The following is a 25,382-nucleotide window of genomic DNA, read 5'->3' as shown; positions in this document are numbered from 1 at the left end:
ACCCACAGAAAAAACCAGAATTGGTCCCCCTATCAGCACTGCGACACCACGCAAACTGACAGTAGATCGAGGAAGCTCCAGGAACACATCATCACAGTAGTTTGGTGGCGGATCTATATCTTCAAAGCTTGAACGCGGAGCTTCATCCGAACTGACACCAGGCAGATCATGACTCCAACACAGAGCTCGCTCCGAAAGGACCCTGGGCTTAGTTTTCATTCGTTAGCTTCCTTAATGCAGACCTCAACATATGCGTCTGGCAGCCTTCTATCCGGCCAATAACTTATCAGCAGTGTCGCGGCTCTAATGGTATGCGACCCAATCGTAGCCATCAGACTCACAGCACCCGTAATTTCTAGCCAAGACATATGCGGCTCATTTTGGCTAGGCGACCGTAGTATTTTTTCAACTAAAATATCACTCTTATAATCGGGCAACCTCGGCTGAAAAAAGTCATGGAATGTTGCCGCTTTGGTAAGCGCCTCGGCTCGAACAGGTTGGTATTCATCAAGAACAACAGTCTCTCCGCCACTGAAGTCGGGGAAGGTTCCGTCACCATGACGATGTACCACAAGCATCAAACGATAGGCCGAATGCTCATCACGGTATTTGGGCAATATGATTTGGAATTTTATTTTTTGCTCTAGTTCCAAGCTAAGCAACCCACCAATCTTAGAAGTGGCCGGGTCGCTTAAACGCTTGGATTCGAAATGAATCGCCGCATGTACGCCGAGCGTGGCGGCATTGAGCTCTGCAAACGCTATATCTGCATATTCAGGTGTCTTCCAAGACACGACCGGATTTTCATCGTTAGTCCCAAAGCAGCAGCGTCGCACCCAGCGCTCTAATGCATTAGATTCGCTTTCTTCAGCTGACTTGGCAAATGCGTAAGCGATGAGAGCCAGTACGATAGCCAGACCTAAAGGCCCTAATAGGACGGGTTTGAAAATTGCATAGACAAACATTCCAGTTGAAGAGATGTACACAAGACCTGCACTAAAATAATTCCTCGCTGCTAGGTTGTCCCCAGCTGCTCGTGTACGGTTAGCGGCAGAAAATGCTTGTGCCGTATCCAAAACCCCGGTTATTGCACCTATCATCGCACCGATTTTTATCAGCGACACTCCAGTTTCTGAGGCGCCCTTAGCCCACGATCTTCCAGTATGCTTACTACTTGAGTTCAACAAGAGCCCTATTAGCTCGATACTCCCTCCCAATATTCCCAAGTACGATCCTTGCAATGCCAACTTGGCCTCATGCGCCTTCGGCCCAATCTCCGTTTCCGCCTTGTCCTGATTCCTGCCCTGGCTGTCCTGCTGCAGATACAACCCGCCTATCGCCAGCAGGACCTCCCAGCTGCCAGCAATCCCGCGTAACCCGGAAAAACCGGTTTTTACCAACCGGGCCGCCTGCTGCGTCGTGATCTTCATCCCCTGCAACAACCTGCGCGCATCGGTTTCCAACGTCCCCGCTGCCACCGAGATATCCACCAAGGCAAGCTGTGCCGCGCTGCTCGCCTGGGTTACGCCAATGTTGGCTTCCTGGAACAATCGCCCATGCACCTCTTCAGCCTTGCCCTCGACCCACACCGTCACGCTGATCATCGTATTGGTGAACCGCGGGTCGAGCACGGCCAGGCTCATCAGCCCGTGCTGGATGATCGGCCGCACCTTGCGCATGGCCTTCATCGAGCCAAACTCGAAGTCATCGATATTGCGGCGCATCCGGTCCCGCGCCTCAGCGATCGACGCGTTGGCCTTGTGCTGCAACTCCCGGAGGTGGGCGCTCTGCAAGGCGTAGTACTCGCCCAGCTTCATCTTCACTTCCAGCTCGATCAGGTGGACGCCGTTGTAGAGAAACTGCGTGGCACTGTTCAAATGCCGCACAGCCTTCTGAATACCTGGCGACACACATGGCGCCAGCCGCTGACTGGCCGCATTGAGCGCGCTCTGCGTTTCCGCAATGGCCTGCTTGAGGGTATTGCGCGTGCGCAGGCCGGCGTCATCGCTGGCGATGATCTTACTCAGCATGCCGTAAAGCTTGTCGCTGTCGTTCCAGTTGATCGCTTCTGTGGCGGAGAAACTGGGCAGCAGCCCGGCCAGCAGTGCCTGGTCGCGCATCAGCAAGGCGCGGTAGGGTGGGCTGTCAGGGTCCTGCAGCCATTTCAGCCAGAGCAGTTCGCTGGTGCCGGAAGCGGGAATATGCGGTTCAAGGCGGGGGACGACAGCTTCCGTAACCCCGCCGCCCAGGCACAGGGCCATGGTCTTGGCGTAGGCCACCCCGGACTCACGATCGTTACCGTCGTAGTCGTATGCCTCGGCCACCTTGAACATGGGCGTATCGAACAAGGCAACGTACGCCTGCGCGTCCTTGTCGATGTAACGCTGAAACTCACGTTCCTGCTGCTCATATTCAGCCTGGAACGCGGCCCGCTGCGGTTCGTGGTAGCGCTCTTCAAGCCGCTCGTCACTCTCCTGCTGCGCGCGCTCGACCAACAGCTGCCGCTCGACTGCCGGGTCGGTGAACACCGGCGGCCCATCACCCGTCATCGGTTCCAGCGACGGCACCTTCTGCGCCGCCCATTCCCTGTGCGTGGCGCGAATGATCTGCAGGATCTGCGAGGTCTGCAGCTGATAGGCGCGCATCGGTTCTTCACGCCAGGCCTGACGCTTCAGTACCCAGTTCAGGCGCTGATGGTTGTACTCCTGAATCAGCCCGACAGTGTCGTCGAGCACCACTGCCAGCACGCCGTTTTCCAGCTGGTGCCGGTTGATCGCATTGACCAGATACCCTCGCAGGGCGAACCGGCGCAACCAGCGGCTGTGGAAGCCATGCGCACTGTCGAAGGGAGCACAGCCATGCTGGGCGTACTCGAACACCTGCTGGTCGACCCCAAGCTTATCGGGCGTCATGGCGATGCCCAGCAGTTCGGGATTGTTGCGAGCCTGAATCAGGTCCAGGCCCTCGAAGCGATGCGCAGGCGACGCGCCGCTCTTGTAGGCGTTCAGCACGCTCACCGGCCAGGCGTCACTGGAGAAGGCCAGCCAGGCGCTGGTGTACCTGCCGGTATCGAGGTTGAGAAAGGCCGAAGGAATGTCGTGATCTGCGTTCACGCATTTTTCGGGCAGCGGCGAAGGCGGGCCATCTGGCGGCTCGTAAGGGTTGAAGCGGCGCAGATGACCTTGCTCGCTGACGGCATAGGCATGCCAGACCTGCTGATCGAGCAGCACATACAGGAAGCCCCTGCGCAAGGTGCGCAAGCCGATCTTTGTCGAGATATGCCGGTCATCCGCCACGGTGGAGACACACTCGGGGCGGGTATCGGGCACCAGGGCGCGGCGCAGCGGCAGGATCGGCAGGCCCTGGCGCTCGCAGAACATGCACTGGTCGTGCGGCAGCCCGGCTTCGGCGATCGCGAGGGCAATACGTTGGCTGATGGTCATGAGCGACTCTCGGATTTCGGCAGGCATTCGATCAGTTGGCGCCATTGCGCCTCGGAGTAGCGGGCGAGCAACGCGGCAAGAGGCGCCTGGCCTCTGGCCGCTGCATCGATCATTTCGCCCACCGCAGGTACGGTATGCAGCCTCGGGTGAATGCTCAGGTGATGGAGAGCGAAGGCCACGATGTCCTCCATCTCGCTCAGGCCCAACCTGCGTGCATCATCGATATGGTTCGAAGCACGCACCGCAGCAAACGGTGGAATCTGACACTGATTGATGTGCTGCGAACCCACTCGCAACACTCTCCAGGTAGCCAGCACACGTTCGATCAGCCCCACGTCATCCTGAATTCGCCGCGCAGGGGTCGGCAAAGGGTGTCGCTGCCCGCTCTGCCCTTTCAGGCTTGCCAACCTCCCACCGCTACTCAGGAACAACCAGTCACTGATCGGCCACCATGGGCCTTGTTCAAGCCGCTCGAACGTCGCCGCAAGCAACTCCAGACGGATTGGTTCGTAGACCGGGTAGCAGCCAAATTCCCGATTGGAATCGGGTAGCCGACACAAGGCCGTGAGATGGGACGCGACAGTGGCCGAAGGCGCCTCACTGAACAGCCAGCCACACAGGTAACGCCGTTGCTGAAACAACGCCCTCTGCGCCGCTCGGGCGGTCAGTTCCAGCAGACGGCGACTGGGGACCATGCCGGGCGAAGCCAGGCAGACCAGTACGGGATGCAGTTGGGGGGCATGGGCCAGGTCGGCCCGGTGCACACGGGTCAATGCCTGCTCACCCAGGGCATTGCGCAGCGGGGCAAGCACGGCGTGGTCGCCATCGTGAGCAGTCGCAAGCGGATCTATCAGCACATGGCAGTACAAGTGCGCCCCATGATGGCTTTCGATGAGCCTGGCCAGGTTGTCAGTGCGCATCAGGCCTTGGCCTCGCACTTGTTGCTGGCGTCAGGCGCAAGCGTAAGTGGCTGGCTGTTTCCAGCCCCTGACGCAGCCGCGCTGGTTTGCCCCAACAGCTCGAGCTTCAGCCCGTTGATAGTGATGCCCTGCCCGTCCAGCACAATGCTGCCGCCCGCGGTTCTGAACTCGATGCGCTCACTGGCGCGCAGCTGATAGATCGTCGTATGTTGCTCCATGCCCTGCCCGACGGTGACCTTTTGCGTACCTTTGACGACCAGCTCGGCGTCTTTCCCGACAAGGGCCCTGTGATTGGCCCCTGTTGATTCGCTACGGTCGTTGCCTATCTTCTCGATCAGGTCCTGCTTGATGTCTACGTGGCAGGTTTGCCCAATGAGCTGGGTATGGTCACCCCCGGTTTCCTGGCGGAAGTCATTGCCGATATTCAAGTGCTCATCATTGCCGACCTGCTCGACACGATTACGCCCCACACGCGTGGTCTCATCATTGCCGACTACATTGTTCTGGTCCCGCTGGGCATGGATGAACACTTCTTCCTTGCCGAGTTCGTCCTCGAAGCGCAGCTCGTTGAAACCATCGCCTTTGTGGGTCTGGCTCTTGATGGTCATGCGGGTCTTGTGTTCGGGCAGGTCGTACGGCGGCAGTTGGTCGCCGCAATAGGTACGCCCAGTGATCATCGGCTGGTCGGGGTCGGCGTTGACGTACTGGATGATCACGTCCTGGCCGATGCGCGGGATGGCCATCGAGCCCCAGCTGCCGCCTGCCCAGCCTTGTGACACGCGCACCCAGCAGGAGCTGAACTCGTTGTTCTCGCTCTCCCGGTCCCAGGGGAAGCTCACCTTGACCCGGCCCCACTCGTCGCAGTAGATCTCTTCCCCGGGCGGCCCGACGACCGTGGCCATGTGCGGGCCGTCGATGCGTGGCTTGGGCAGTGGCGCCGGACGCCATTCGATCCGGCCGGGTACCAGCACGGCTTCCTGCGAGTAGCGCGTTCCTTGTTCGGCCCCGGCAGCTTCTTCTTGCAGGCTGGTGAACTGGCTGCCCTCGTGATGTACACGCATCACACGCCAATGGGCGTTGAGGTCTTTGCGCGGGTGTTCGATGAGGGTAAAGCTCAGCCCCGGTTGCAGGCGTACATCGTCACCTTCGACTTCGGCAATACGGGCGTCATGGCGCAGGGCCGTCAGGCGGGTAGTGGTAAAGGGTACACCGACCGCATCGCGCTTGTAGCGGCCGGGGTAGTCGAAGCGCTCATAGTCCCGGGACTGATGGGTGATGCTACTGTCACCTGCGCGGTGTTCCTGCCGGTACTGCGGGTTGGTGAAGGTGTAGTCCCGCTGCACCTGACGTGCAGTGCGCACCTGTTCGCTGTAACGCAGGCGGCGCAAACAAGGCCTGGCCTGATCGCCACCGCTGTTGGCACGGTACAGTACCTGGTCGGGGCCGATGTCGTCTTCGTCGAAGAAGTCTTCATCCTCGTCGTCGGCCTTGAGCGCGCTTCGGCTGATCTGCCCCAGCGCCAGCAGTCGGTCGGTGATGACCAGCTGGTGATGTTTCGGCGTGTGCTCGAAGCGATAGACGAAACCCTCTTCCCCCGCCAGGCGGGCGATGAAGTCGAGGTCCGTTTCACCGGCCTGTACGCAGAACTCGCGCACCTGATGCTCGCCCATGCTGTTGATTTCGAAACGGGCAATGCCCTGGCGCCTGAGCATCAATTCGAGAATCTGCGGCACGGTCTTCTGCTGGAAGATGCGCCAGTTCGAACGCAAGCCGGCACGGGCCAGCACGGGTTCGACCAAGGCGCGGTAACGAGTGCGATAGAACCCCGTTTCACCCTGGCTGAAACTGCTGACCAGGCCGTGCACATAGCGCAGGGGGCGCTCACCGCGCCAGATCGTGAACAGCACTGGCTGGTCGAGCAACTGGCCGAAGTCGACCTCGTCTTCAAAACTGATCAGTTCCAGTTTCAGCTGGAACGGTGAGCTGATCATTTCGTCGAGTTCGAACGAAACCACCTCGAAGTCAATCTGGCCAGCCAGCGGCTGGAAGGTGAAGCGCAAGTCGGATTGGCTAGGCATGCGGATCCCCTTTGCTACTGCTGCAAAATGCCGTTGAGCGACTCCAGCACCTCGGCGGTGATCAAGCTCAGGCGGTAGCTGTAGTAGCAGTAGGCGCAGACCATGGCGATGGCGGAGATCACCAACGGGCTCCACCAGGGCCATTCCCGACGCCGCATGCGGTGGGGGCGATGGACCACGTTGGTATAGGGATCGCCCGGGAATTCCGGCGTGGGGCCGCGCAGTGCACGAATGACCTTGTGCATCCGCGAAATCAGGGCATTGATGATTTCATCGCACTTCGGGTCCAGGGCGTACTTGCCCTTCAGGCCCAGGCAAAAGCAGAAGTACAGGAACTCCAGCACATCCTGGAACTCCTCCGGAGACTGCATCAACCGCTCCAGCAACACGAAGATCTTCTCGCCACCCTGGGTTTCGCCATGGAAGATGCTGAGCAGCGGTTCGTGGCTCCAGCACGAATTGTTCCCCCAGGGGCGACTCATCACGGCCTCGTCCAGGTAAAGGCACAAGGCATAGGAATAGGCTTCGAGGTGCACAGACGAATAACCGTGCTGCTGTATTTCCTCGCGGATTGTGCTGACCTGAATCTGCAGGGTCTTGTGCACATGTTCGATATTGGGCAGGTCATCCAGCGTACGCAGGCGTATGACCAGGCCGAACAGCGGGTTGGCCGCGTCGAGCATCAGGTTGGCGAAGCCGCCGCGTAGCCGGAAGTCCGGGTCGGCCGGATAACCCTCATGATCCGCGCGCCCGCCGTGGCCGGGTGGATAAGGTGAATCGCTGCCCTCCGGGACATCGAGCATGGCATGCAGGCTGCTTTCGGTTACGTCATGGGCAGTGTTGGCGGCCTGGGGTTTTCCAATACGAACAGCAGATGGGCCGGGCATGAAGAGGTCCTTGTCTTCCAGTTAGGCTGAAGACATGAACACTATCGGGGAATCAATTCTTCGAGGAGCGTGGTGCGTCCCAAAGCGCTGTAGGAATTTTCTCCTTTTGGCTTGTCTGGACGCTGTGATGCCGGAATTCCGGGGCCGCTCTGCGCCCCTTTCGCGACACCAGGCCGCTCCTGCAACGACTGCGCCAGCCCTTGTGTGGGTGACGCACCGCCGCAAACATCAATCAGCCAAACAACCTGGCCAGGAAGCCCAGCTTCTTCTTGTACGAGCGCCGAGCTTCCAGGGCTTCCTCCAGGCTTACCTCGAGGAACCGCGCCTGCTGGTTGGGCTGCATCTGCCCGATCAGATCCAGGTCGGCGCTGATCACCGTGCCGATCATGGCGTAGCCCCCTCCCGACACCGCGTCACGGTGCAGGATGATCGGCTCCAGCCCCGCGGGCACCTGGATCGAACCGATCGGGTAGCAGCTGTCAACGATGTTCGACGGATCCGAGCCGGCCCCGAACGGCTGCTCCCGTGGCTGGAAGCTCAAGGCGCTACCGCCCTTGTAGCGATAGCCGATACGGTCGGCCTCGGAGCCGACCGTCCAGGCTTCGGTGAAAAAGCTTCGCACCGCAGCCTTGGTCAGGCGGTGAAAATACAGCCCCGGCACCACCCGCAGCACCACCTCGCCGCCCAAGGCCTGGCGCAAGGCCATCGGCAGGCTAGCGCCGGCGCGGGTCTTGCCGCTGGGCATGCCGACCGGCAACAGGTCACCCGCCATCAGCTTGCGCCCATGCAACCCACCCAATGCACCCAACGCATAGGTGGAGCGGCTGCCGAGCACCTCGGGTACATCGATACCGCCGGCCACCGCCAGGTAGGCCCGGGCACCTGCAGTAGGGAAGCCGAAACGCAACACCTGCCCGGCACGTACGGCAAACGCGGTGTCCGGGCGTTGCTCGCGGCCATCGAGCAAGGCCGGCATCTGCGCCCCGCAAACCGCCACCAGGGCATCCTGCTGGAACTCCAGCTCCGGCCCCACCAGCGCACACTCAAGGCCGGCGGCGCCGGCCGGGTTGCCCACCAGGTGGTTGGCCGCCCTCAGGGCGTACTGGTCGAGGGCGCCGGACGGCGGGATGCCCAGGTGGTAGTAGCCTTCGCGGCCCAGGTCCTGCACCGAGGTAGCCAAGCCGGGTTTGAGTACCTTGATCATGCCAGCACCTCCTGCAGGGTCCGTGGATAACCGACCGGGTCGGCAAGGAACGCGTCCAGGGAGAATTCCACCGAGCGAATGCGCAGGTCGAAACGGCCTTCTTCGACATCCGCCACCGCCTGGTCGTAGGTGCGGCGGTCAATGGGTTTGAACTGCACGATGTCTCCCGGGCGGAAGAACACCATGTGCTCCTTCAGGTAGTTCAGCGTCTGCTGCGGGTCGTAGATAGGCGCCGGAGTGACGCCGAACATCTGGTAGCCACCTGCCCCGCGCACTGAATAGATGCAGCCGAAACAGCCGCCATGGCCAAGGGTGAGCTTGGGGGTGTCAGTACGCGGGCGCAGGTACTTGGGCACCTGCAGTTGCCGCTCTCGCTCGACCATCTGGAACATGAACGGCAGGCCGGCAACGAAACCGACCATCGACACGAACCACGGCGCACCGCTGTGCGCGGCAATGAACCCCTCGACATCGGCCAGGCCGTTGATCCGCGCGGCGTACTCCAGGTCGGTGCTGCCTGGGTCCTGATGGCGGTCACGAAAACGCATCAGTGTTTCATGGGTCCAGGGGTCGTTGTACAGCACTGGAATCTCGATGATCCGTGTCTGCAACGAGCGCTCGGCCACCGCCTGCGCTTCGGCACCGCGCACCGCCTCCAGCAGTGCCTGCGGCGCGATACGGTCCGGGTCGAAGCGAATCTGGAACGAGGCATTGGCCAGGCACACATCCAGCACGCCATCCAGGGCCAGCCGCTCCACCGCGCGGGTGACGGCCATGCCCTTGAAAAAGGCCTCCAGCGACATGCTCTCGCTGACTTCGGCAAACAGGTGCTCGTCGGCGCCGAAGCTGTAGCGGATAGGGGTTGTAGCGAGCGGTTCGGCCATGACTGTTCCTTTTCTTGGAGTCTTTACAGAAAGGCAGGCGAAAGCAAATTGCACGGGCTCCGGCGTATACCTGCCGGATGCCCCACGGATTCAGCGTGGCGCACGCACCACGATACCGGCAGCGTCCAGCGCCTTGCGCGTGGCCTCGACCAGGTCGAGCGCCCCCGGGGTGTCGCTGTGCAGGCAGATGGAATCGAATTCGATGGCCAGGTCCTGGCCCTCGACCGTGCGCACCACGCCTTGCTGGCAAGCCCGCAACACCCGTTCAGCGACCGCTCCAGGTTCGTAGCCCCGCACATTGCGGGTGAACACGATCGAACCGCTCAGGTCGTACTCGCGGTCGGCGTAGAACTCGCGAATGACCGGCTGGCCAAGTTCCTGGGCGATGCGGCAGATCACCGAACCCGGCATGCAGTACAGCAGCAGCTCCGGCTCGATCACTCGCAGGTTCGCCACCAGCAGCCGTGCAGCTTCTTCGTCACGTGCCAGATGCATGTACAGGGCACCGTGCGGCTTGATGTGCTGCAGGCGCACGCCCTGGGCGCGGGCAATTTCACGCAGGGCGCCGAGTTGGTAGAGCATGTCGTCGACCAGTTCCTGGGCCGGGGCATTGATGTGCCGGCGACCGAAGCCGACCAGGTCGCGGAACCCAGGGTGCGCCCCCACTGCGACGCCCAGGGCCTTGGCCCGCTCGACGGTACGGCGCATGGTGCCGGGGTCACCAGCATGGAAGCCGGTGGCGATGTTGGCCGTGCTGATGTAGCCCATCAGCTCGTTGTCGACGCCGTCGCCAATCGTCCACGGGCCAAAGCCCTCACCCATGTCCGAGTTGAAATCCACCACCTGCATGACTGTCTCTCCTGGCGCTTGTGACTGCATGCAAGCCACGTTAGATTCTCCACACCCCCTTGGGAAGATCTATAAACAGATAGGGTGTCTTCTGAAAATCGGATACCCCGGGAGCTACCGTGTCACTGACCCTGCGCCAGGTCCGCTATTTCGTCGCCACCGCCGAGATCGGCCAGATTTCCCAGGCGGCAATCCACCTGAACATTTCCCAGTCTGCAGTGACCACGGCGATCAAGGAGCTGGAGGCGATGCTCGGCGTGCTGCTGTTCCAGCGCTCGGCGCAGGGCATGAGCCTGACCGAGGCCGGCCGGCACTTCCTCAACCGCGCCTACGTGATCCTGCGTAGCGTGGACGATGCGTTGAACAGCCCGCTGCCGGACGTGCGCGCCAGTGGCCTGCTGCGCCTGGCGGCAAGCTACACGGTGATCGGCTACTTCCTGCCCCATCACCTGCAGCGGCTGGAGCACTGGCATCCGGATGTGACCCTGGAGCTGTACGAGCAGGAGCGCAGCGCCATCGAGCAAGGGTTGCTGGAGGGTCGTTTCGACATGGCAGTGGTACTCACCGCCAACCTCACCCACCCGGACATCGTCTCGGAAACCCTGTTCAACTCCGAACGCCGCCTGTGGCTGCCTGGCAACCATCCGCTGTGCGAGCGCTCGGCGGTAAGCCTGGCCGATGTGGCCTGCGAGCCGTTCATCCTGCTGACCGTGGATGAGGCCGAGCAAAGCGCCATGCGCTATTGGGAACAGGCCGGGCAGCGGCCGAAAGTGCGGGTGCGGACCAGTTCGGTGGAGGCCGTGCGCAGCATGGTTGCCAATGGCAGCGGTGTAGCGATCCTGTCGGACCTGGTGCACCGGCCCTGGTCGCTGGAGGGCAAGCGTATCGAGACGGTGACCATCAGCGACCCGGTGACACCGATGAGCGTTGGGCTGGCCTGGCACCGGGAACGGGCGTTCAGCCCGGCGATGCAGGCTGTACGCAATTACTTCCATGATGCTTTTTTGGCACCGCAGCAGTTGTCGGCACGGCGCTGACCGTTCCCTGCAGGCCCGACTCTTCACGGGTAAATCCGCACACAGCGTCTGCATTCGGAATCAACGCCACTCGCTATAGGGCTCCAGCGGCGTCACCGGCAGCGCCAGGTTGCCCCGCCACGGCTCGAACAGGTAGCGCAGGTAGAGCATGCCATGGCTAGGCGCATAGTCGTCGCTGTGCTGCCAGTCGAAGCCGCCGCCCAACACCCAACGGTCGCTCAGGCGCCGCTCGAACAGCCCGCGCAGGCGGTAGCCCAGCCCGCTGCTGTCGCTGGCGTCGTTCATGGCGTCGATGTTGGAGCCAACGTCATACTGTGTCAGCACCTTGCGGTTGACGTGCGTGTCCGGATACAGCCGGCTGCGGCCGCTGTGGGCCTGTGACCAGCTGACGGAGCCTTCCAGCAGCACCGACCAGTCGTAGTTGCGCCAGGCATAACTGACCGGCACACCCACCGATGTGTAGCGCTGCGGGCTGTAGTAGCCGCCCTGCCCCAGGCTGTAGCCGCCCAGATCCTTGTCGTGACGCCAGTGCATCAACGTAAGGCCCACGCGCACACGCTCATCGGCTTTTTCCACCACGCGGTGGTACCAGCCGGCCATGGCCCGGGTGCGCTGGTTGTCGGCGACGTTTTCGCCATACAGCCAGTGGTGCCCGAGGCTGGCCCAGACGCCATTGTCACCGCCTTGGTCCCAGCTCAGGCCGAGCGTGGTGCCATTGGCCGTGACCCCACCCCAGCGCACGCCCGTGCGCGGGTCACGTGCCCCGGCAAACGATAACAGCGAGTTGCTCATCGGCCGCCGCGAAGCGGTCAGCGACCAGCCAAGCTGGCCGAGGTCCCCGTTGACCGTGGCGCCACCCAACCAGTTGTTGATCGCGTAGCCCTGGGTAGTGCCCAGGTCGAAGGCCCAGCGGCTGCCCTGCCAGCCCAGCGCCAGCACGCTACCGTCCGCCGTTTGCGAACCGCCCTTGCATGCGGGGAGCGACCTCCCGTCAGCGGTGCTGCCAACAAACTGACAGCTGCCGAAATCCGGGGTATAGCGCCCCTGGTCGTTCTGCTCGAACGACCCCGCATCCATGCCGATGCGCTCCACCCGCGCAAAGGCGGTGCCGTCCTGCCAAGGGGTATCGACATGCAGCAGGGTCGACTGGGTACTCAGTTCGGACGTGCCCGGCGTGCCGTCGTCCTCGCGCCAACCGTAGTCGTGCATCAACGTCACATGGGTATTGCGCTGGCGATACAGCGCATCGACGTCGCTGCGCAGGCTGCGTGCCAGCCAGTCGTCGTCATCCTGCTCACGGCTGGCCAGCGTCAGTGCGCGGTCATCCCGTGGCGACACGGCAGCACGCTCGAGCATCTGCGCATCGGCCATCGCTGCGGCGTAAAGGTCCAGCGCCCGTTGTGGGTCATCCTGCGCCACCAGGCGGGCAGCGTCGCGCCGCAACAAGGGATCGGGGCGAGGCTGCTGCGCTGCGATCTGGTCGAGCATTCTGGCCGCCTGGTCGTATTCGCCCAAGGCGACCCAGACAGCCGCCAGGCGCCGCTGGGCGTTGCTGTCATCGGCAGCCAGTTGCGGTACCTGCACAGCCAGCATGTGCCGGGCCTGTGCCAGGTTGCCTTCGGCCACCGCGCTTTCGATCACGCCAAGGCGTGCCTGGGGTTGCCCAGGCTGCACGGCAAGCACACGCTGGTAATAACCGCGCGCCTTGCCAGGCTCACCATTGGCCGCCGCCCAGTCTGCCAGTAGCATCAGGTCGTCGGTGCTGCCTTCGCCACGCGCCAGGCTGGCCTCGAGCAGGCGGGTCGCTTCAGCCGTACGGCCTTGCGCCTGCAGCTGCTGCGCCGAGGCGAGGGTCATGCGGCGGCGGATACGCTGCTCCAGTGCATGCATGTCAGCGTTCCAGGCCCCCTGCGGCACCGCGCCCAGGCTGTCCAGGGCCAGCGCATCGCGGTCGCTGGACTCCAGGAACAGGCCCTGGGCATAACGGGTAGATGGGTCGCCCGGCTGGCGCTGCACGATGCTGGCGAATGCCGCGTCGGCTTCGGCGGTGCGCCCCAGGTGGCGCAGGCTGCTGGCCAGCTGGTAGACCAGCCAGGGCTCATCGGGGGCCAAGGCCGTGGCCCGGCCCAGCGCCTGGCTGGCAGCCGCCCAGTCCTCACGCTGCATGGCCTGGTCACCTTGCTGGCGCAGGCGTGCGAGTTCCAGGCTGCGGCGCAGGCTGGCGAACTGCGCTTGCTGCCGAGGCGACAGGCTGTCGAGGTACGCCCGCGCCTTGTCGGGCGATTGCGCCTGGTACACACGCACCAGGCCGCGCACGGCACTTTCGTTATCCGGTGCCATGCGCCGAACCTGCAGGAATTGCCGCTCGGCGGCCGCTGTATCGCCCTCGGCCAGCGAGACATCCGCCAGGCCCAGCAAGGCGTATTCCTCCTTCGGGCGCTGCTGGCGTGCCTGCTGGTAGAAGGCACGGGCAGCGCGCAGGTCTTTCGCCTGCAGTGCCCGCTCACCTTTGTTGAGCAGGGCCCAATACTGGCTGGACGACTCCAGGTCCTTCCACTGGCTGATCCAGTAGGTGTCCTGCTCCTTGGCACTTGCCGCCCGGAACGCCGCATTGGCGTCTTCGTAGCGGCTCTGGCGCATCAGCGCATAGCCCAGTGCACCCTGCAGGCTGGCATCATCCGGATACTGGCGCAGCGCCCGGCGCAGTTGTGCTTCGGCTTCAGCGTTACGGCCTTTTTCAAGCAACGCCTTGCCCCTTTGACCTGCCTGCCAGGACGGGTCGGCCAACAGTTTACGCTGCTGTTGCAGGGTCTCGCTGGCCTGCGCCTGCAACGGTGAAGCCGGGTAACGCTGGAGGAACGCTTGCCAGGCCGCCGCGCCGGCGGCGCTCACCGCTTGCCCGGACAGGTAGTCGAACTCACGCTGGGCAGCGGCATCCCGTGCGCCAGGGTCGCGCGACAGCTGGTCGAGCAAGGCCAAGGCTTCGCGGTCGCGATTTTCGGCGAACAGCCAACCGGCCAAGGTCTGGCGCAGCCCGGCACTGCCCGGGTACTGCTGGTCCAGCTGCTGCAGCTGCCTGATCGCTTCAGGGCGCTGACCCGGGAGGTTGCCGCGCACGCGCCAGTAGTCCAGGGCCAATTCCAGGCTTGGCGGTTCACCAGCGAACAACTGCTCATAGGCCGCCAGCGCCTCTTCATTGCGCCCGGTGACCGCCAACAGGCGGGCCTGCTGCAGTTGCCGCACGCGCTCCGGCTGCTGCAGCTCGAGCAGGCGCCTGGCCTGGCGTGCCTGCAAGCTGCCAGGCGCGATGGCACTGATCCGCGCACCCAACTGCTCGGCCTCGGTGCTGTTCTTTTCGCGCAATGCCAGGCTCAGGGCCGCCAGCAACACATCCGGGTTGCGCGGCTCGAGCAATTGCAGCCGCCCTAGTGCATCGCGCACCAGGTCGTCACGATGCAGCGCCTCGCCGCGACGCACCTGGTCCAGCAGCCATTGGCGCTGTTCGCCGGCATCCTTGGGTTGTGCCGTGGCCTGGCAGGTCACTGCCGCCAGCATCAGCACGCCGATCATTCGCTGCATGGCGCGCTCCAGGCCGGCAACAGGCGGCCGTGCGAGTCAAAACGGTAACGGCCTTGGTCCCAGCCCTGGCCAAACAACGCCAGCACCTGGCTGTAATAGGCCTTGGCTTCGACTGGCTGTTCGCGCAGGCGCTGACGCTGGGCCGCCAGGCCCGCGACGTGCTCCGGCGATGCCGCCAGCAACGGCAGCAACGCCGCAGAGAAACCCGCCGGGCCATGGCCGCTGGCAACACCGCTGTGCGCATCCACATGCTCTGGCGGCAACCCTTGGCGCATGGTCAATGCCGCCATCGGGGCGTAGTGGGCCACCAGCTCGGCACGCCCTGCCGCGTCCTTGGCCAGCATGCCGACCCACAGGTAGACGCGGATGGCGTCGTAGTCACCTTCGCTGCCATGTTGCGGGTCCGCTGCCAGTTCACCGGCTGGCGTCCACAGCAGCCAGTCCGGGGCAAAGCCCTTTGGCGACGAAGCCAGCCACAAACGCCGCGTGTTGGCCGCCAGCTCGCCCCACAACGGGTCGACCAGGCTGAAGCGATCGAACAACTGCAGCGGCAAATAGCTGGGGTTCAAGCGGGCGCCGCGGGCATCCTCGAAGCCATAGTCCCCCGGCAGCAGCATTACCCCCAGGCCCGGCAGCTTGCGCACTGTCTGCGCGGCGATACGCCACAGCAGGCGCTGGCCCAGCTGCGTGTAGGCCGGCTCGTCCCACAGCCGCCCGGCTTCCAGCAGGCTGTAGGCAATCCACAGGTCGGCATCGCTGGCGTTGTTGGCATCCAGCACCTGCCACTGCTGCTGGCCGTTACGGCCCCACAGCCAGGCGGGCAGATGCCGGGCCAGGTCACCCTCCGCCAGGTTGTTGCCGGTCCAGCGCAACAACTGCGCGAAGGCTTGCCGGTCATTGCCCACCAGGGCGAAGAACAGCGCATAGCTCTGCCCTTCCGAGGTGGTGATCAGGCGCTCGTCGCTCGGGTCGATGACCCGACCGTCGACACTCACCAGTTCGGCCTTGAAGCGGTCCCAGGCCGGCCATTTGCAAGCCGGTGCGGCACTCGTGACGACGGGCAGGCCCAAGGCGACCAGCCCCGCCAGCAACTGACGCATCATCACCCCGCCTCACCCAGGCGGCGCTTGCCTGCCCAGCGCAGTGCCCGCCACAACAGGAAGGCAAACAGCACCACGCAAATGGCCGCGATCGCCGCCAGCAGTACCGGGTGCTCGGACAGGTGGAACCACAGCAGCAGCCACCACGGCAGCGCGCCTACAAAGTAGTGCTCGCCGACGAACTGGCTGGTGACGCCGCTGCTGCGCACCAGCGTCACCGAGCCGGCCACCGCATCGAGCTTGCCCACATCGCCGAGCACATCGCGCAGCAACGCTTGGTCGCTATCGCTGTTGGCCAGCAGGGCGACGACACTGCGCTGCTCGTGGAATGGCGACTTCAGCCCGGTGATGGCCGCAATCGGCGCCTGCGCGCTGACTGCCACACGGCTGCTCGCGGCCACCGGCGCGGTATCGAAGCGCTGGCTGCCCGGCAGCCCTGTGCTACGGCCCTGCAGCAGCCAGTCCCGCTGGGCACTGAGCAGCAGGCCAAGGTTTGGCGCATCCCCCAGGGCCTCGGGCAGGCTGCCGAGCAGCAGCAAGTCGGCATCGGCCGCTGCGGCCTGCTTCCAGTCATCGACCAGCCGCAGGCCAAGCGCCGGGTAGCCGATCTGCCCGGCCAGCCCGCCAACCGCATCGAGCAAGGTGCCCACCTGCATCGCCGTGGGCTTGGCCGGCATGACGACCAGCGTTTCGGAAAGGTCGGCCATGCGGCTGAACGGGAAGCCGCTGCGGGCGAATGCGCGCAGGTCGGGCATGGCGATGTAGTGGTGGTAACCGGACAGGTCGATGGTCGAGTTGTCGTCGATCGCCGCGCGCACATCCACCGGCAACGAGGTCTGGCAGCGGTCGCGCTGGGCGCTGCCCAGGGTGCTGGCAAAGCTGAAATCGAAGCGCAGGCGGTTGCGGTCGCCGATCTTCAACGCCGGTACCAGCGACTTCTCGGTCAATGCGCTGTTGTCACCAGACAAGACCGCCAGGCGCATTTCCTCGAGCGTACCGCCGCGCCGGTCATTGCCCACCAGCGGCATGCTGGTGATGTACTGGTCGTTGACGCTGATGCTCAGGCGCGATTCGTCGCTCACTGCCGGGGCCGTGTAGCGGTACAGCGTACGCAGCGGAATGCCCTGGTTGCGCCAGACGAACAAGTCCGGCGGCAGGTTCAGCTCCAGCGTCACCGGCCGCGGTTGCAGGCCACTGACCTGCAGCTGCTCGGGATAATCGAGCAGCTCGGCGAAGCGTACCGGGCGGTCGGTGCGTGTCCAGTTCGGCGCATCGTAAGGCTGGCGCGGCTGCAGTGCCGTCATCTGCTCGACCTTCACCCGGGCACCGCGGAACAGGTTGTTGCCAATCGCCAGCGCCGAGGCGGCCTTGACCAGGTCATCGTCGTTGCGGCCCAGCACCAGCAGCACCTTGCTGAAGCGGTCGTCCGGGTGGTCGATCATCTGCAGTATCGGGCCGTCGACCGGCGGGAATTGCTGCAGGTCGGCAAGGAAGGCCGGGCGACGGTCGTTGCTGGCAAACACGATGCTCGGCGTGGGTTTGTCGCCACGGGCCGGCAGGCTGTCGTACAGCACCGGGAAAGTCGCCTTGCGCCAACCGGCCTGGCTGCCGAAGTAGGACGCCAGGATCGCCGCCGCACGCTGCTCGCCCAGGCTGGGCACGCCGCTGAACACCACCGGCAGCGTTACCTTGCCGGTGTCGCGCACATCAAAGAACGGCAGCGGGAAGTACGCCAGGTCGTTGTCCAGGGCCAGGGCCTGTTCGTGCAGCTGCACCTGGCTCTTGCGGTTCAGGTTCAGCCACAGGCCGCTGTGCGCAGGGTCTTCGCAGATGTCGGTGTAATGCCCGACGAACTCCAGGCGTACCCGGTTGAAATCGCTGAGCAGCTTCGGGTCCAGCGGCAGCTGACGGCGCACGCGCTGGCCAAGCTGGTCCTTTTCCACCGGCACCACGCCCATCAGTTCGTCATTCAGGTACACGCGCAGGTGCGACAGGTTCGGCAACAGCGCGGGCGATGGCGTGTAGTCCAGCTGCAGGCTGGCGTCGGTGGCCAGGCGGTCGCGCCGCAGGCCGAATTCGATATGCTCGCTGTTGCGCACCCCCAGCAGCAGGCTGTCGGAGGCATGCCCGAGCTGCTCGAAGGTTTTCGCAACCGGCCAGTTCGGTACCGTGGGTACGGCTGGCTCGGCAAGCGGGGCGACAGAGGCGGCAGCGGCGCTTTGCGACAAGGCAGCAAGCAGCGCCATCGCCAGGCCCCAGGTACGCGCGGGATAACCAGTCATCATGCGTCTCGATCAACAGGGTTCAAGGAAGGGACAGGCCGCGGTGTGCGCGGCCTGTAGCTGGCCAGCCAGTTCGCCAGCGCGTGCAGTGGGCGCAGCCACGCCCCCACCCATGGCGGCAAGTGTTCGACCAGCCGCAGGTAACCGACACCGCCCAGCTTCAGCACGTCGACCAGGCTGCGCAGCGGGCGATCGACCTCATGCTGCTCGTTCCAGCCAAGCCAGGCATCGGCACGGGCAAAGGTGCAGTGGACCAGGTCGATACGCTGTTGCTGGCCGAGGTCATGGAACACCAGGCCCACGTGTTGCCCGACGGTACGGGTGACACAGGCCTGGAAGGCGAACTCGCGTTGGCCGCGGTTGAGCAGCAGGCGTACCCGCTCCCCCGCTTGCAACTCGAGGCCCCGGTGCAATTGCAGCCCGACACCGCCGTCGGAGTAGTCGACCAGGGTACAGGGGTAGGCGTGACCGCTTGCCAGCACCAGCCCCGCCGGCAAGCGCATCTGCACCCGGTGGGCGCGGCGCACCTGGCGCACTTCGGCAGCCACGGCGACAGCGGCGCCGATGATCAGCAGGTTGTAGATCACCCACAGCGAGCTGACGATCACCGTGCCGATTTCCGCCGCCGGGCCGGTGAACAGGCGCCACACGGCGAAGCCCAGGCCGGCCACGTTGAGCGCCGCCAGCCACAGGTAGGGTTGGGCGATGCGCCAGTCGAACTGCTCCTGCTCCATCAGGCCGCCCTTGGCGGTGACGTTGAACTTGCCCTTCTTCGGCGCGAACAGTGCGACCGTGGTCGGGCGGGCGATGTACCAGGCCAGCACGGTCTCGTAGACCTCGCCCCAGAAGGTCTGCCGGTACTTGCCCTGCATGCGCGAGTTGGTCAGGCTGGCGTGGATCATGTGCGGCAGCACGTACAGCAGGATCATCAACGCCGGGGCGTAGATGATGTAGGCATGCAGCAACAGGAACGCCAGCGGCGCAGTCAGGAACACCAGCCGTGGCAGGCCGGCCAGGAAGTGCAGCATGGCGTTGGCATAGCACACTCGCTGGAACAGGCTCAGCCCACGGCCGAACAGCGGGTTGTCGGTACGGAAGATCTGCACCATGCCCCGGGCCCAGCGAATGCGCTGGCCGATGTGCGCCGACAGGCTCTCGGTGGCCAGGCCGGCCGCCTGCGGAATGCTCAGGTAGGCCGATGACCAACCCTGGCGGTGCATGCGCAAGGCGGTATGGGCATCTTCGGTCACGGTTTCGACGGCGAAACCGCCGATGCTCTCCAGCGCGGTACGGCGCAGCACGGCACACGAGCCGCAGAAGAACGCCGCGTTCCACATGTCATTGCCATCCTGGATCAGGCCGTAGAACAGCTCGCCTTCATTGGGGCGACGGCGGAACGAGCCCAGGTTGCGCTCGAACGGGTCGGGCGAGAAGAAATGGTGCGGCGTCTGCACCAATGCCAGCTTCGAGTCCTTGAGGAACCAGCCGACTGTCATTTGCAGGAAGGAGCGCACCGGCACGTGGTCGCAGTCGAAAATGGCGATCAGCTCGCTGTCGGTCACGCCCAGCGCATGGTTGAGGTTGCCGGCCTTGGCGTGCTTGTTGTCCGGCCGCACGATGTAGCCCACCCCCACTTCGTCGGCGAACGCACGGAACGCCTCGCGCCGGCCGTCGTCGAGGATATAGATGCGCAGGCGCTCGCGCGGCCAGTCCAGGCCCAGGGCGGCCAGCACCGTGGTGCGCACCACCGACAAGTCTTCGTTGTAGGTGGGGATCATCAGGTCGACGGTCGGCCAGTGCGCCGGATTTCCCGGCAGGTTCGCCGGCTTGCGCTGCAACGGCCAGCTGGTCTGGATGTAGCCCAGGATCAGCACGAACCACGAATAGGTTTCTGCCGCCAGCAGGATCAACCCGCACACCAGCCCGGTGGTGTCGTTCCAGTTCAGGGTCGAGGTGTAGCGCCACCACAGGTAGCGGCAGGAGATGAGCGTCGACAGCACGATCAGCATCAGGGTCGGGAAGCGGCCCGGCATGTGCCGCACCAGCAGGGCAATGCCCAGCAGCAGGCAGATGAACACCAGCTGCGCCAGGTAGCCGAACGGTTCGGTCACGCACAGCACGGCCAGGCCGATGGCGCCCAGGGTCAGCACGCTGTAGAAAACCCACCGGGCGAACACGCTCAAGCCGCGCAGGCGTGCCGAGGCTTGCTGCTTGAAAGCGCTGGCGCGGTAGCGCGCAGGCAGCTGTTGCAGGCGGTCGATCAGCAGGCCATGGTAACGGCGCAGCACCTGGCGCATACCGCGCAGCTGCGCACGCACTGCACTCCAGGCACGGCGGGCAAACCCCGGTTCGCGTGGCAGCGGTTGGCGCCGGACCAGCAACCACAGGCTCTGGATCAGCAGGCGCAGCGGGTCGCCCAGGCTTGGGCGCTTGCCCGCCAGTTGCGGGTACAGCCGCTGCCGCTCGGCCAACAGGGCTTGCCAGGCAGGCGATTCCAGGCGCAGGAACAGGAAGGCCAGCCACACGCCAAGGGTGAACAGCCACGCAACCGGCTGCCGCGCGCCACGTGTGCGGAACCAGGCGTAGGCCGACAGAGGGGTCAGGGTCACGACTGGCGCCTCGTCAGGCAGCGCACCGCCAGGCTCTGCACGTCCCGGCAAGCCAGGCTCTGCGGCGCGTAGTGGCCAAGCGGTGCCTTGCACGCCAGGGCCTCGAGGAAGGCCTCGTCGCGGTGCACCACCTGGATTGGCAGGCGATCTCGGAACAGGTCGCGCCACACCATCAGCAGGTCGCTCTGCAAGCGGCTGGCGGGGTCGTAGCGGTTGACCAGCAACAGGTCGTAGTGCTCGACCTGCCGGCGCCCGAGCAGCAGATGACTGGCCATTTCGGCCTCGGCCACCAACACCCGCACATCAGTGTCGACACTTTGGTCAGCGGCACCGGCCGGCAGCTGCGGCAGGTCGAACAGCAACCAGTCGAAGTGTTCGGCCAGTTCGGCCTGGCGCGCGCGCCAGGCTTCTGCATCGTGCAACGGCGGCCGCGTGCCGGCAGGCAGATTGCCGAACGGCATCAGGCACAGGCCATCGAGCACCTCGTACATGGCATCGCTGTATGGCCGCCCTTCCCGCTCGGCAAGCGCCCAGCCCTCGCGCGTGTCGAGGGGCAGATTGAAGTGCAGGCCGAGCAGGTTGCTTGGGCACAGGTCGACCAGCAGCACCCGCTCACCTACGCCCTGCAACGCATGCCCCAACGCGGCCAGCAAGGCACTGCGCCCCAGGCCACCGCGAACGCCGTGCAACGCCAGGCTGGTCATGGCGACAGCACCTGACGCCGCGGCGCCGCCGTGTACAACGTTCCCTGGGCGCTGCTTCGGCAGCTTTCACCCAGCAGTGGCCAGCGCTGCAAGGCCTGCTGGACACCCACCAGCAATGAGATGTCCTGGTAGTTCAGGTCTGGCATATCCAGGTGCTGGCGCAACTGGGCGATATCGTCGCTGCGGTCGGCAGGGTCTGCCTTGCCAGTGATCATGGGCGCTCCTTCGGAACAGGCTGCCAGTCGGGCTGGCCTTGCAGGCGCATGTAGGCGCGCCCCTGGTAGTTCAGTACTTGCGCACCTGCGGTTTCCGCGACCTGTTCGGTGGTCGGCAGGTCGCTCAGCAGGCTGGGCACATCCAGCAGTTGCTGCTGGCCCAGGCCCGCATACACGCGCGAGATCAGCTCGGACAGCGCCAGGTAGCTGGTGGGTGCCGAGACATGCAGCGGCTCGCTGCGGGCAGGCTGGCCCATGCCGATGAACTTCAGGCCCACCGGCACATGGGTAATCGATGGGGTGGGGATTTCACGCATGCCCGACAGCTGCATGCGATCGCCATGCAGCGCGGCGCCATGTTCCGGGACAATGGCCACGACCACGCGGCGGCCGCTGCGCTCCAGTTCATCGAGGAAGCTGCCAAGCTCGCCGAACAGCCGGGTGGCGCGGGTGGCGTAATCGGCCACGCGGGTACCGCCGTCGGCGGTGACGATACGGTTGCCGTCATGCAGGCTGATGCTGTTGTAGAACAGCGACACATGCTCGGCCGGCGCGCCTTTGCGCTGCCCCCACCAGCGGCGCAGCACCTCCAGGTCGCTGGCGATCGGCGAGCCGTCGAAGCCGACCAGTGCCCGCGGGAAGTCGGTATTGCGCAGGCCGGGTTGCGGCATGTGCTGCTGGGTGATATCGCCGATGAAGTTGTCGAAGCGGCCGCTGTGGTTGAGCAAGGTGTTGCTCTGGAAGCCGAGCCTGGCCAGGTTCTGGAACAACAGGCACTGCTCCGGGGCAGGCTGGTACAAGCCGGTGTGGGACGACTGCCCGCAGCTGGCACGCAGCACGCGGATGGCGGCCGGCCCGCTGTAGGACGTGGCCGAGTTGAACTGGTCGAAGATCACGTCCAGGCGCGAGAACAGTGGGTTGTCACTCAGCCCGACGGCGGACAGTTCATCCCAGGCCAGCGAGCAGATGTTGATTACCAGCAGGTCGAACGGCTGCTCATCAGCCTTCATGGCCGGGAATGCTGTCACCCGTTCACGCTCACTGGCGAAGAACCGCTCGAGCCAGCTGTCGAGCGTGGCATTGTCGGCAACCGCGTTGGCCTGCGCCTGCTCGGTGGGGCTGGCAGCCGCGGCGCCAGGCGCCTGGCCCGCATTGAACCCCAGCGCTGGCAGGCCGCCGACCGCCAGCCATGCCAGCCCCAGCAGGCTCAAGGTACTCAGCCGCAGCCAATGGCGCAGGTACAGGTAACCCACCAGCAACAGCGCCAGCGCGCCCAGCAGGTTCCAGTTGATGAAGCGGCCGAGCAGTTCGAGCAGGTAGTCCCACGAGAAATCGAACACTCCCGGCTGCGCCAGCAGGCGGCTGAAGGGCGGCAGCCAGGTGTCCTGGTAGAACAACGCGATGCCGACCGGTACGGCCACCAGTTGCCGCGCGATTCGCAGCCACTTGCCCGGCAACGGCAGCAGCAGAAACGCGGCGAACAACAGGTTCGGCAGCGCCTGGAAGTCGAGCATGCCAAGGGCGACCAACAGGAACTTGGCCAGGAAATAGAGGTTCCACCCTCCCAGTCCAGGCCAGCGGGCCGGTACCGGGAGGGTGGCGGATGTATTAGTCATTACGGGGTTCCTGGCGTGCAGCGCGGTGGCGTACGCCCAGCGGTTTCAGGTAACGGGGTGGAAGGCGGCGGCGCAACCAGCCGCGCAGCGTGGCGCGCAGGCGCAACAGCAGCAGGGCCAGCGCCAAGGTGACCAGCGCCGTGATGCCGACCACTTGCAGCAGTTGCACGAAGTTCATGCCGTACCCCGCTTGCCCAGGGCCACCCGGCGCGGTGCCAGGGCCGGCCTGGCCTGGGCGGGCAGCTGCGCCGCCGCGTCGAGCCGGGGTGGCTGTGGCACGCTATCGTCGAGGAAGGCCGGGGTGGCCAGGCTGTCGACACCGGCAAGCACCTCCTGGCTGATGAACAACTCTTTCCACGACAACTGAAAGATGTGGTCAAGGGCTTGCTCGACGCCTTCGGAGCGGCAGGCGAACAGGAACAGGAACAGCACATCGCCCACCACGCAGGCGATATCGCCGTCGCGGCGGAACACCGTGCGCGAGCAAGCTTGCAGCGGGGTCAGCCCAGGGGCGGGGCGCAACACCAGCAACTGGTGGGCGATTTCTCCGTTGCGCACCCCGTGCCACATGGTCTGCACCGCTTCGGCGAACGCGCGCGGCGCCACCAGCCCGCAGATGGCAAGCGGCCGCAGACGTGCGAGCAAGGCATCGAAATCGCTTGGCAGGCGCCGCCGCCAGAGGTAACCCTGGATGCTCTCGACCATGGTCAGGAAGCGCGACAGGCTGGCACCGAACGGCACGATCTGGCTGGCCCCGCAGGCCAGCAGCAGTTGTTCATCCTGGTAGCGCAGGGTCGGTGCCATCTCGCGCACCACCAGCTTCAGGGCACTGCCACGCAACTGGCGCAAGCGGTGCAACTGGCGCGCCAGGCTATCCAGGCGCTGCCCGCCGTCCATGGCAAAGATGACCGTGGCGGAAACCGCCCTGCCTGCTTTGGCACCCAGCTCCTCAAGGCTCTCGCAGACCTGCCAGTGCTCAGAGAAGGCTGGCGCACCTTCCAGTACCGGGAGCTGGGCCAGGCACAACAGTTCGTCGCCACCGGTGTCGCTGGGTGCCTGCGGCACCCCGAGGGCGGCGAAGCCCGCTTCGAGCCGCATCAGTTCCACATCGCGCGTACCGGTTTTGCCGAGCGAGTTGCTCCAGAAATGCTGCAGGTAGCGCACCCCGCCTTTGCCGCGGTACACCTGGGCCAGGCCATCTACGCCCTGGTTGAACGCCCGCAGGCGCTCTACCAGCCCGACACTCTGGCCGCTGCTGATGACCAGCAGTAGCGCGGCCTCGGCCGACAAGACCGGGCGCAGCGCGTTGCACCAGTTTTCGATGTTGCCGGCACCCCAGACGTCTGCAGGCGCAAGCAGCACCAGCACCCGCCCGGCGGCGTCGATACGCGGCAGGTCATCGCCCAGATGCCAGACGGCTTGCGGGTTGGCTTCGTACAGCGCCAGCGCGCCGGGGCCCTGCGCGGCATCGAGCGCACCCAGCACATCACCGATGGCTTGCGCATCGGCGACAAGGGCTGCCCGAACGTGCTCGGGCAGCCCCCCAACCACCTGGCGGCATAGCAAGGTGGCGTCTTCTGCGCTGTCACAGGCCAACCAATACAGTCCCTGTACATGAAGCTGGCTGCTTTCGGCGCCTAAGCCTGAAATAGCCAACCACGGCATTCCATTCGTCAAAACACTGGCTCTGAAAAAGTAAATTGAAGCGGGTGAAAGGTAACTATGACTGATCCATCACTAGTCTTTGATGATGCACGTCAAAAAAACGACAAATCAGGCAGGCGACGTCAAAACACGTCAATTCTACAGCACCAAGGCAAAATGAAATCAAGCAGAATGTAATAAATTGCAAAGTTTTGTTAACAACGACCGTTGGGTCAGTGTCTGTCAGTTAAGGTTGCCGGCTTGACTGGGGCTGCATTGCAGCCCAAGCCTGCCATGGCGACAGCGGACATATCGCTGCGTGTCATGGTCA

Annotated in this window: 17 protein-coding genes; 1 reads left to right on the top strand and 16 read right to left on the bottom strand. The window is 64.4% G+C overall.

All coding sequences use genetic code 11. The features are described from left to right. Positions 1 to 215 precede the first annotated feature (215 nt). The 7 genes from M1D87_RS11330 to M1D87_RS11300 all read right to left on the bottom strand — a co-directional run bounded on the left by M1D87_RS11330 (position 216) and on the right by M1D87_RS11300 (position 10,265). Positions 216 to 3,443 carry a T6SS effector BTH_I2691 family protein gene (locus M1D87_RS11330; protein WP_123084401.1) on the bottom strand — a complete coding sequence of 1,076 codons (3,228 nt, stop codon included), beginning with the start codon at positions 3,441 to 3,443 and terminating at the stop codon, positions 216 to 218. Beyond that, entirely contained in the window at positions 3,440 to 4,363 is a 924-nt protein-coding gene (locus tag M1D87_RS11325; protein ID WP_123084402.1) for a hypothetical protein, read from the bottom strand. Before M1D87_RS11325 ends, M1D87_RS11330 begins: the two co-directional genes overlap by 4 nt. Next, positions 4,363 to 6,441 (bottom strand): type VI secretion system Vgr family protein, encoded by a 2,079-nt coding sequence (locus M1D87_RS11320; protein ID WP_123084403.1) that lies wholly within the window; start codon positions 6,439 to 6,441, stop codon positions 4,363 to 4,365. The genes M1D87_RS11325 and M1D87_RS11320 overlap by 1 nt, the downstream gene beginning before the upstream one ends. Before the next feature lie 14 nt (positions 6,442 to 6,455). Continuing rightward, positions 6,456 to 7,328 (bottom strand): type IVB secretion system protein IcmH/DotU, encoded by an 873-nt coding sequence (gene icmH / locus M1D87_RS11315; protein ID WP_003260539.1) that lies wholly within the window; start codon positions 7,326 to 7,328, stop codon positions 6,456 to 6,458. 232 nt (positions 7,329 to 7,560) lie between these two features. Further along, a complete protein-coding gene (locus M1D87_RS11310; RefSeq protein WP_123084405.1) occupies positions 7,561 to 8,532 on the bottom strand; it encodes a 5-oxoprolinase subunit C family protein in 972 nt (323 codons plus the stop codon). After that, positions 8,529 to 9,416, bottom strand: coding sequence for a 5-oxoprolinase subunit B family protein (locus tag M1D87_RS11305; RefSeq protein ID WP_061302449.1), 888 nt, complete (start codon positions 9,414 to 9,416; stop codon positions 8,529 to 8,531). The genes M1D87_RS11310 and M1D87_RS11305 overlap by 4 nt, the downstream gene beginning before the upstream one ends. Positions 9,417 to 9,506: 90 nt before the next feature. Further along, positions 9,507 to 10,265, bottom strand: a complete 759-nt coding sequence (locus tag M1D87_RS11300; RefSeq protein ID WP_123084406.1) for a 5-oxoprolinase subunit PxpA — start codon at positions 10,263 to 10,265, stop codon at positions 9,507 to 9,509. A gap of 119 nt (positions 10,266 to 10,384) precedes the next feature. Here M1D87_RS11300 and M1D87_RS11295 point away from each other — a divergent pair, with 119 nt between their 5' ends. Next, positions 10,385 to 11,302 (top strand): LysR family transcriptional regulator, encoded by a 918-nt coding sequence (locus M1D87_RS11295; RefSeq protein ID WP_023661550.1) that lies wholly within the window; start codon positions 10,385 to 10,387, stop codon positions 11,300 to 11,302. A gap of 60 nt (positions 11,303 to 11,362) precedes the next feature. Here the strand turns inward: M1D87_RS11295 and bcsC are convergent, their stop codons facing one another. Genes bcsC through M1D87_RS11250 form a run of 9 tightly spaced genes read right to left on the bottom strand, consistent with a single transcriptional unit; the run spans position 11,363 to position 25,072 of the window. Continuing rightward, entirely contained in the window at positions 11,363 to 14,881 is a 3,519-nt protein-coding gene (bcsC, locus tag M1D87_RS11290; RefSeq protein WP_123084407.1) for a cellulose synthase complex outer membrane protein BcsC, read from the bottom strand. Then, complete coding sequence (gene bcsZ / locus M1D87_RS11285; protein WP_123084408.1) at positions 14,869 to 15,984, bottom strand: cellulose synthase complex periplasmic endoglucanase BcsZ; 1,116 nt, start codon at positions 15,982 to 15,984, stop codon at positions 14,869 to 14,871. Before bcsZ ends, bcsC begins: the two co-directional genes overlap by 13 nt. Continuing rightward, positions 15,984 to 18,263: a cellulose biosynthesis cyclic di-GMP-binding regulatory protein BcsB gene (gene bcsB / locus M1D87_RS11280; protein ID WP_407682541.1), complete on the bottom strand. Its 2,280-nt coding sequence runs from the start codon at positions 18,261 to 18,263 to the stop codon at positions 15,984 to 15,986. Before bcsB ends, bcsZ begins: the two co-directional genes overlap by 1 nt. Further along, complete coding sequence (gene bcsA, locus M1D87_RS11275) at positions 18,263 to 20,872, bottom strand: UDP-forming cellulose synthase catalytic subunit (RefSeq protein WP_421091847.1); 2,610 nt, start codon at positions 20,870 to 20,872, stop codon at positions 18,263 to 18,265. The genes bcsB and bcsA overlap by 1 nt, the downstream gene beginning before the upstream one ends. After that, positions 20,869 to 21,576 (bottom strand): cellulose biosynthesis protein BcsQ, encoded by a 708-nt coding sequence (gene bcsQ / locus M1D87_RS11270; RefSeq protein WP_123084411.1) that lies wholly within the window; start codon positions 21,574 to 21,576, stop codon positions 20,869 to 20,871. The genes bcsA and bcsQ overlap by 4 nt, the downstream gene beginning before the upstream one ends. Next, on the bottom strand, positions 21,573 to 21,791 hold the full coding sequence (bcsR, locus tag M1D87_RS11265) for a cellulose biosynthesis protein BcsR (protein ID WP_025339608.1): 219 nt from the start codon (positions 21,789 to 21,791) through the stop codon (positions 21,573 to 21,575). The genes bcsQ and bcsR overlap by 4 nt, the downstream gene beginning before the upstream one ends. Continuing rightward, positions 21,788 to 23,407: a cellulose biosynthesis protein BcsG gene (gene bcsG / locus M1D87_RS11260; RefSeq protein WP_421091848.1), complete on the bottom strand. Its 1,620-nt coding sequence runs from the start codon at positions 23,405 to 23,407 to the stop codon at positions 21,788 to 21,790. The genes bcsR and bcsG overlap by 4 nt, the downstream gene beginning before the upstream one ends. Further along, entirely contained in the window at positions 23,400 to 23,585 is a 186-nt protein-coding gene (bcsF, locus tag M1D87_RS11255; RefSeq protein WP_039613316.1) for a cellulose biosynthesis protein BcsF, read from the bottom strand. The genes bcsG and bcsF overlap by 8 nt, the downstream gene beginning before the upstream one ends. Beyond that, positions 23,582 to 25,072 carry a BcsE family c-di-GMP-binding protein gene (locus tag M1D87_RS11250; protein ID WP_123084413.1) on the bottom strand — a complete coding sequence of 497 codons (1,491 nt, stop codon included), beginning with the start codon at positions 25,070 to 25,072 and terminating at the stop codon, positions 23,582 to 23,584. The genes bcsF and M1D87_RS11250 overlap by 4 nt, the downstream gene beginning before the upstream one ends. Positions 25,073 to 25,382 lie beyond the last annotated feature (310 nt).

This window comes from Pseudomonas sp. SA233, assembly GCF_054792385.1.
The sequence above is the reverse complement of the archived record's forward strand: the minus strand, read 5'-3'. Positions and strand labels throughout refer to the sequence as shown.

Excerpts from the sequence above, each read along its gene's own strand:
- bcsR (WP_025339608.1), bottom strand. The coding sequence starts at position 21,791 with ATGATCACTGGCAAGGCAGACCCTGCCGACCGCAGCGACGATATCGCC.
- M1D87_RS11325 (WP_123084402.1), bottom strand. The coding sequence starts at position 4,363 with ATGCGCACTGACAACCTGGCCAGGCTCATCGAAAGCCATCATGGGGCG.
- M1D87_RS11300 (WP_123084406.1), bottom strand. The coding sequence starts at position 10,265 with ATGCAGGTGGTGGATTTCAACTCGGACATGGGTGAGGGCTTTGGCCCG.
- M1D87_RS11310 (WP_123084405.1), bottom strand. The coding sequence starts at position 8,532 with ATGATCAAGGTACTCAAACCCGGCTTGGCTACCTCGGTGCAGGACCTG.
- bcsB (WP_407682541.1), bottom strand. The coding sequence starts at position 18,263 with ATGACTGGTTATCCCGCGCGTACCTGGGGCCTGGCGATGGCGCTGCTT.
- M1D87_RS11250 (WP_123084413.1), bottom strand. The coding sequence starts at position 25,072 with ATGCCGTGGTTGGCTATTTCAGGCTTAGGCGCCGAAAGCAGCCAGCTT.
- bcsF (WP_039613316.1), bottom strand. The coding sequence starts at position 23,585 with ATGAACTTCGTGCAACTGCTGCAAGTGGTCGGCATCACGGCGCTGGTC.
- M1D87_RS11305 (WP_061302449.1), bottom strand. The coding sequence starts at position 9,416 with ATGGCCGAACCGCTCGCTACAACCCCTATCCGCTACAGCTTCGGCGCC.
- bcsC (WP_123084407.1), bottom strand. The coding sequence starts at position 14,881 with ATGCAGCGAATGATCGGCGTGCTGATGCTGGCGGCAGTGACCTGCCAG.
- M1D87_RS11330 (WP_123084401.1), bottom strand. The coding sequence starts at position 3,443 with ATGACCATCAGCCAACGTATTGCCCTCGCGATCGCCGAAGCCGGGCTG.
- bcsG (WP_421091848.1), bottom strand. The coding sequence starts at position 23,407 with ATGACTAATACATCCGCCACCCTCCCGGTACCGGCCCGCTGGCCTGGA.
- bcsZ (WP_123084408.1), bottom strand. The coding sequence starts at position 15,984 with ATGATGCGTCAGTTGCTGGCGGGGCTGGTCGCCTTGGGCCTGCCCGTC.
- bcsQ (WP_123084411.1), bottom strand. The coding sequence starts at position 21,576 with ATGACCAGCCTGGCGTTGCACGGCGTTCGCGGTGGCCTGGGGCGCAGT.
- M1D87_RS11320 (WP_123084403.1), bottom strand. The coding sequence starts at position 6,441 with ATGCCTAGCCAATCCGACTTGCGCTTCACCTTCCAGCCGCTGGCTGGC.
- icmH (WP_003260539.1), bottom strand. The coding sequence starts at position 7,328 with ATGCCCGGCCCATCTGCTGTTCGTATTGGAAAACCCCAGGCCGCCAAC.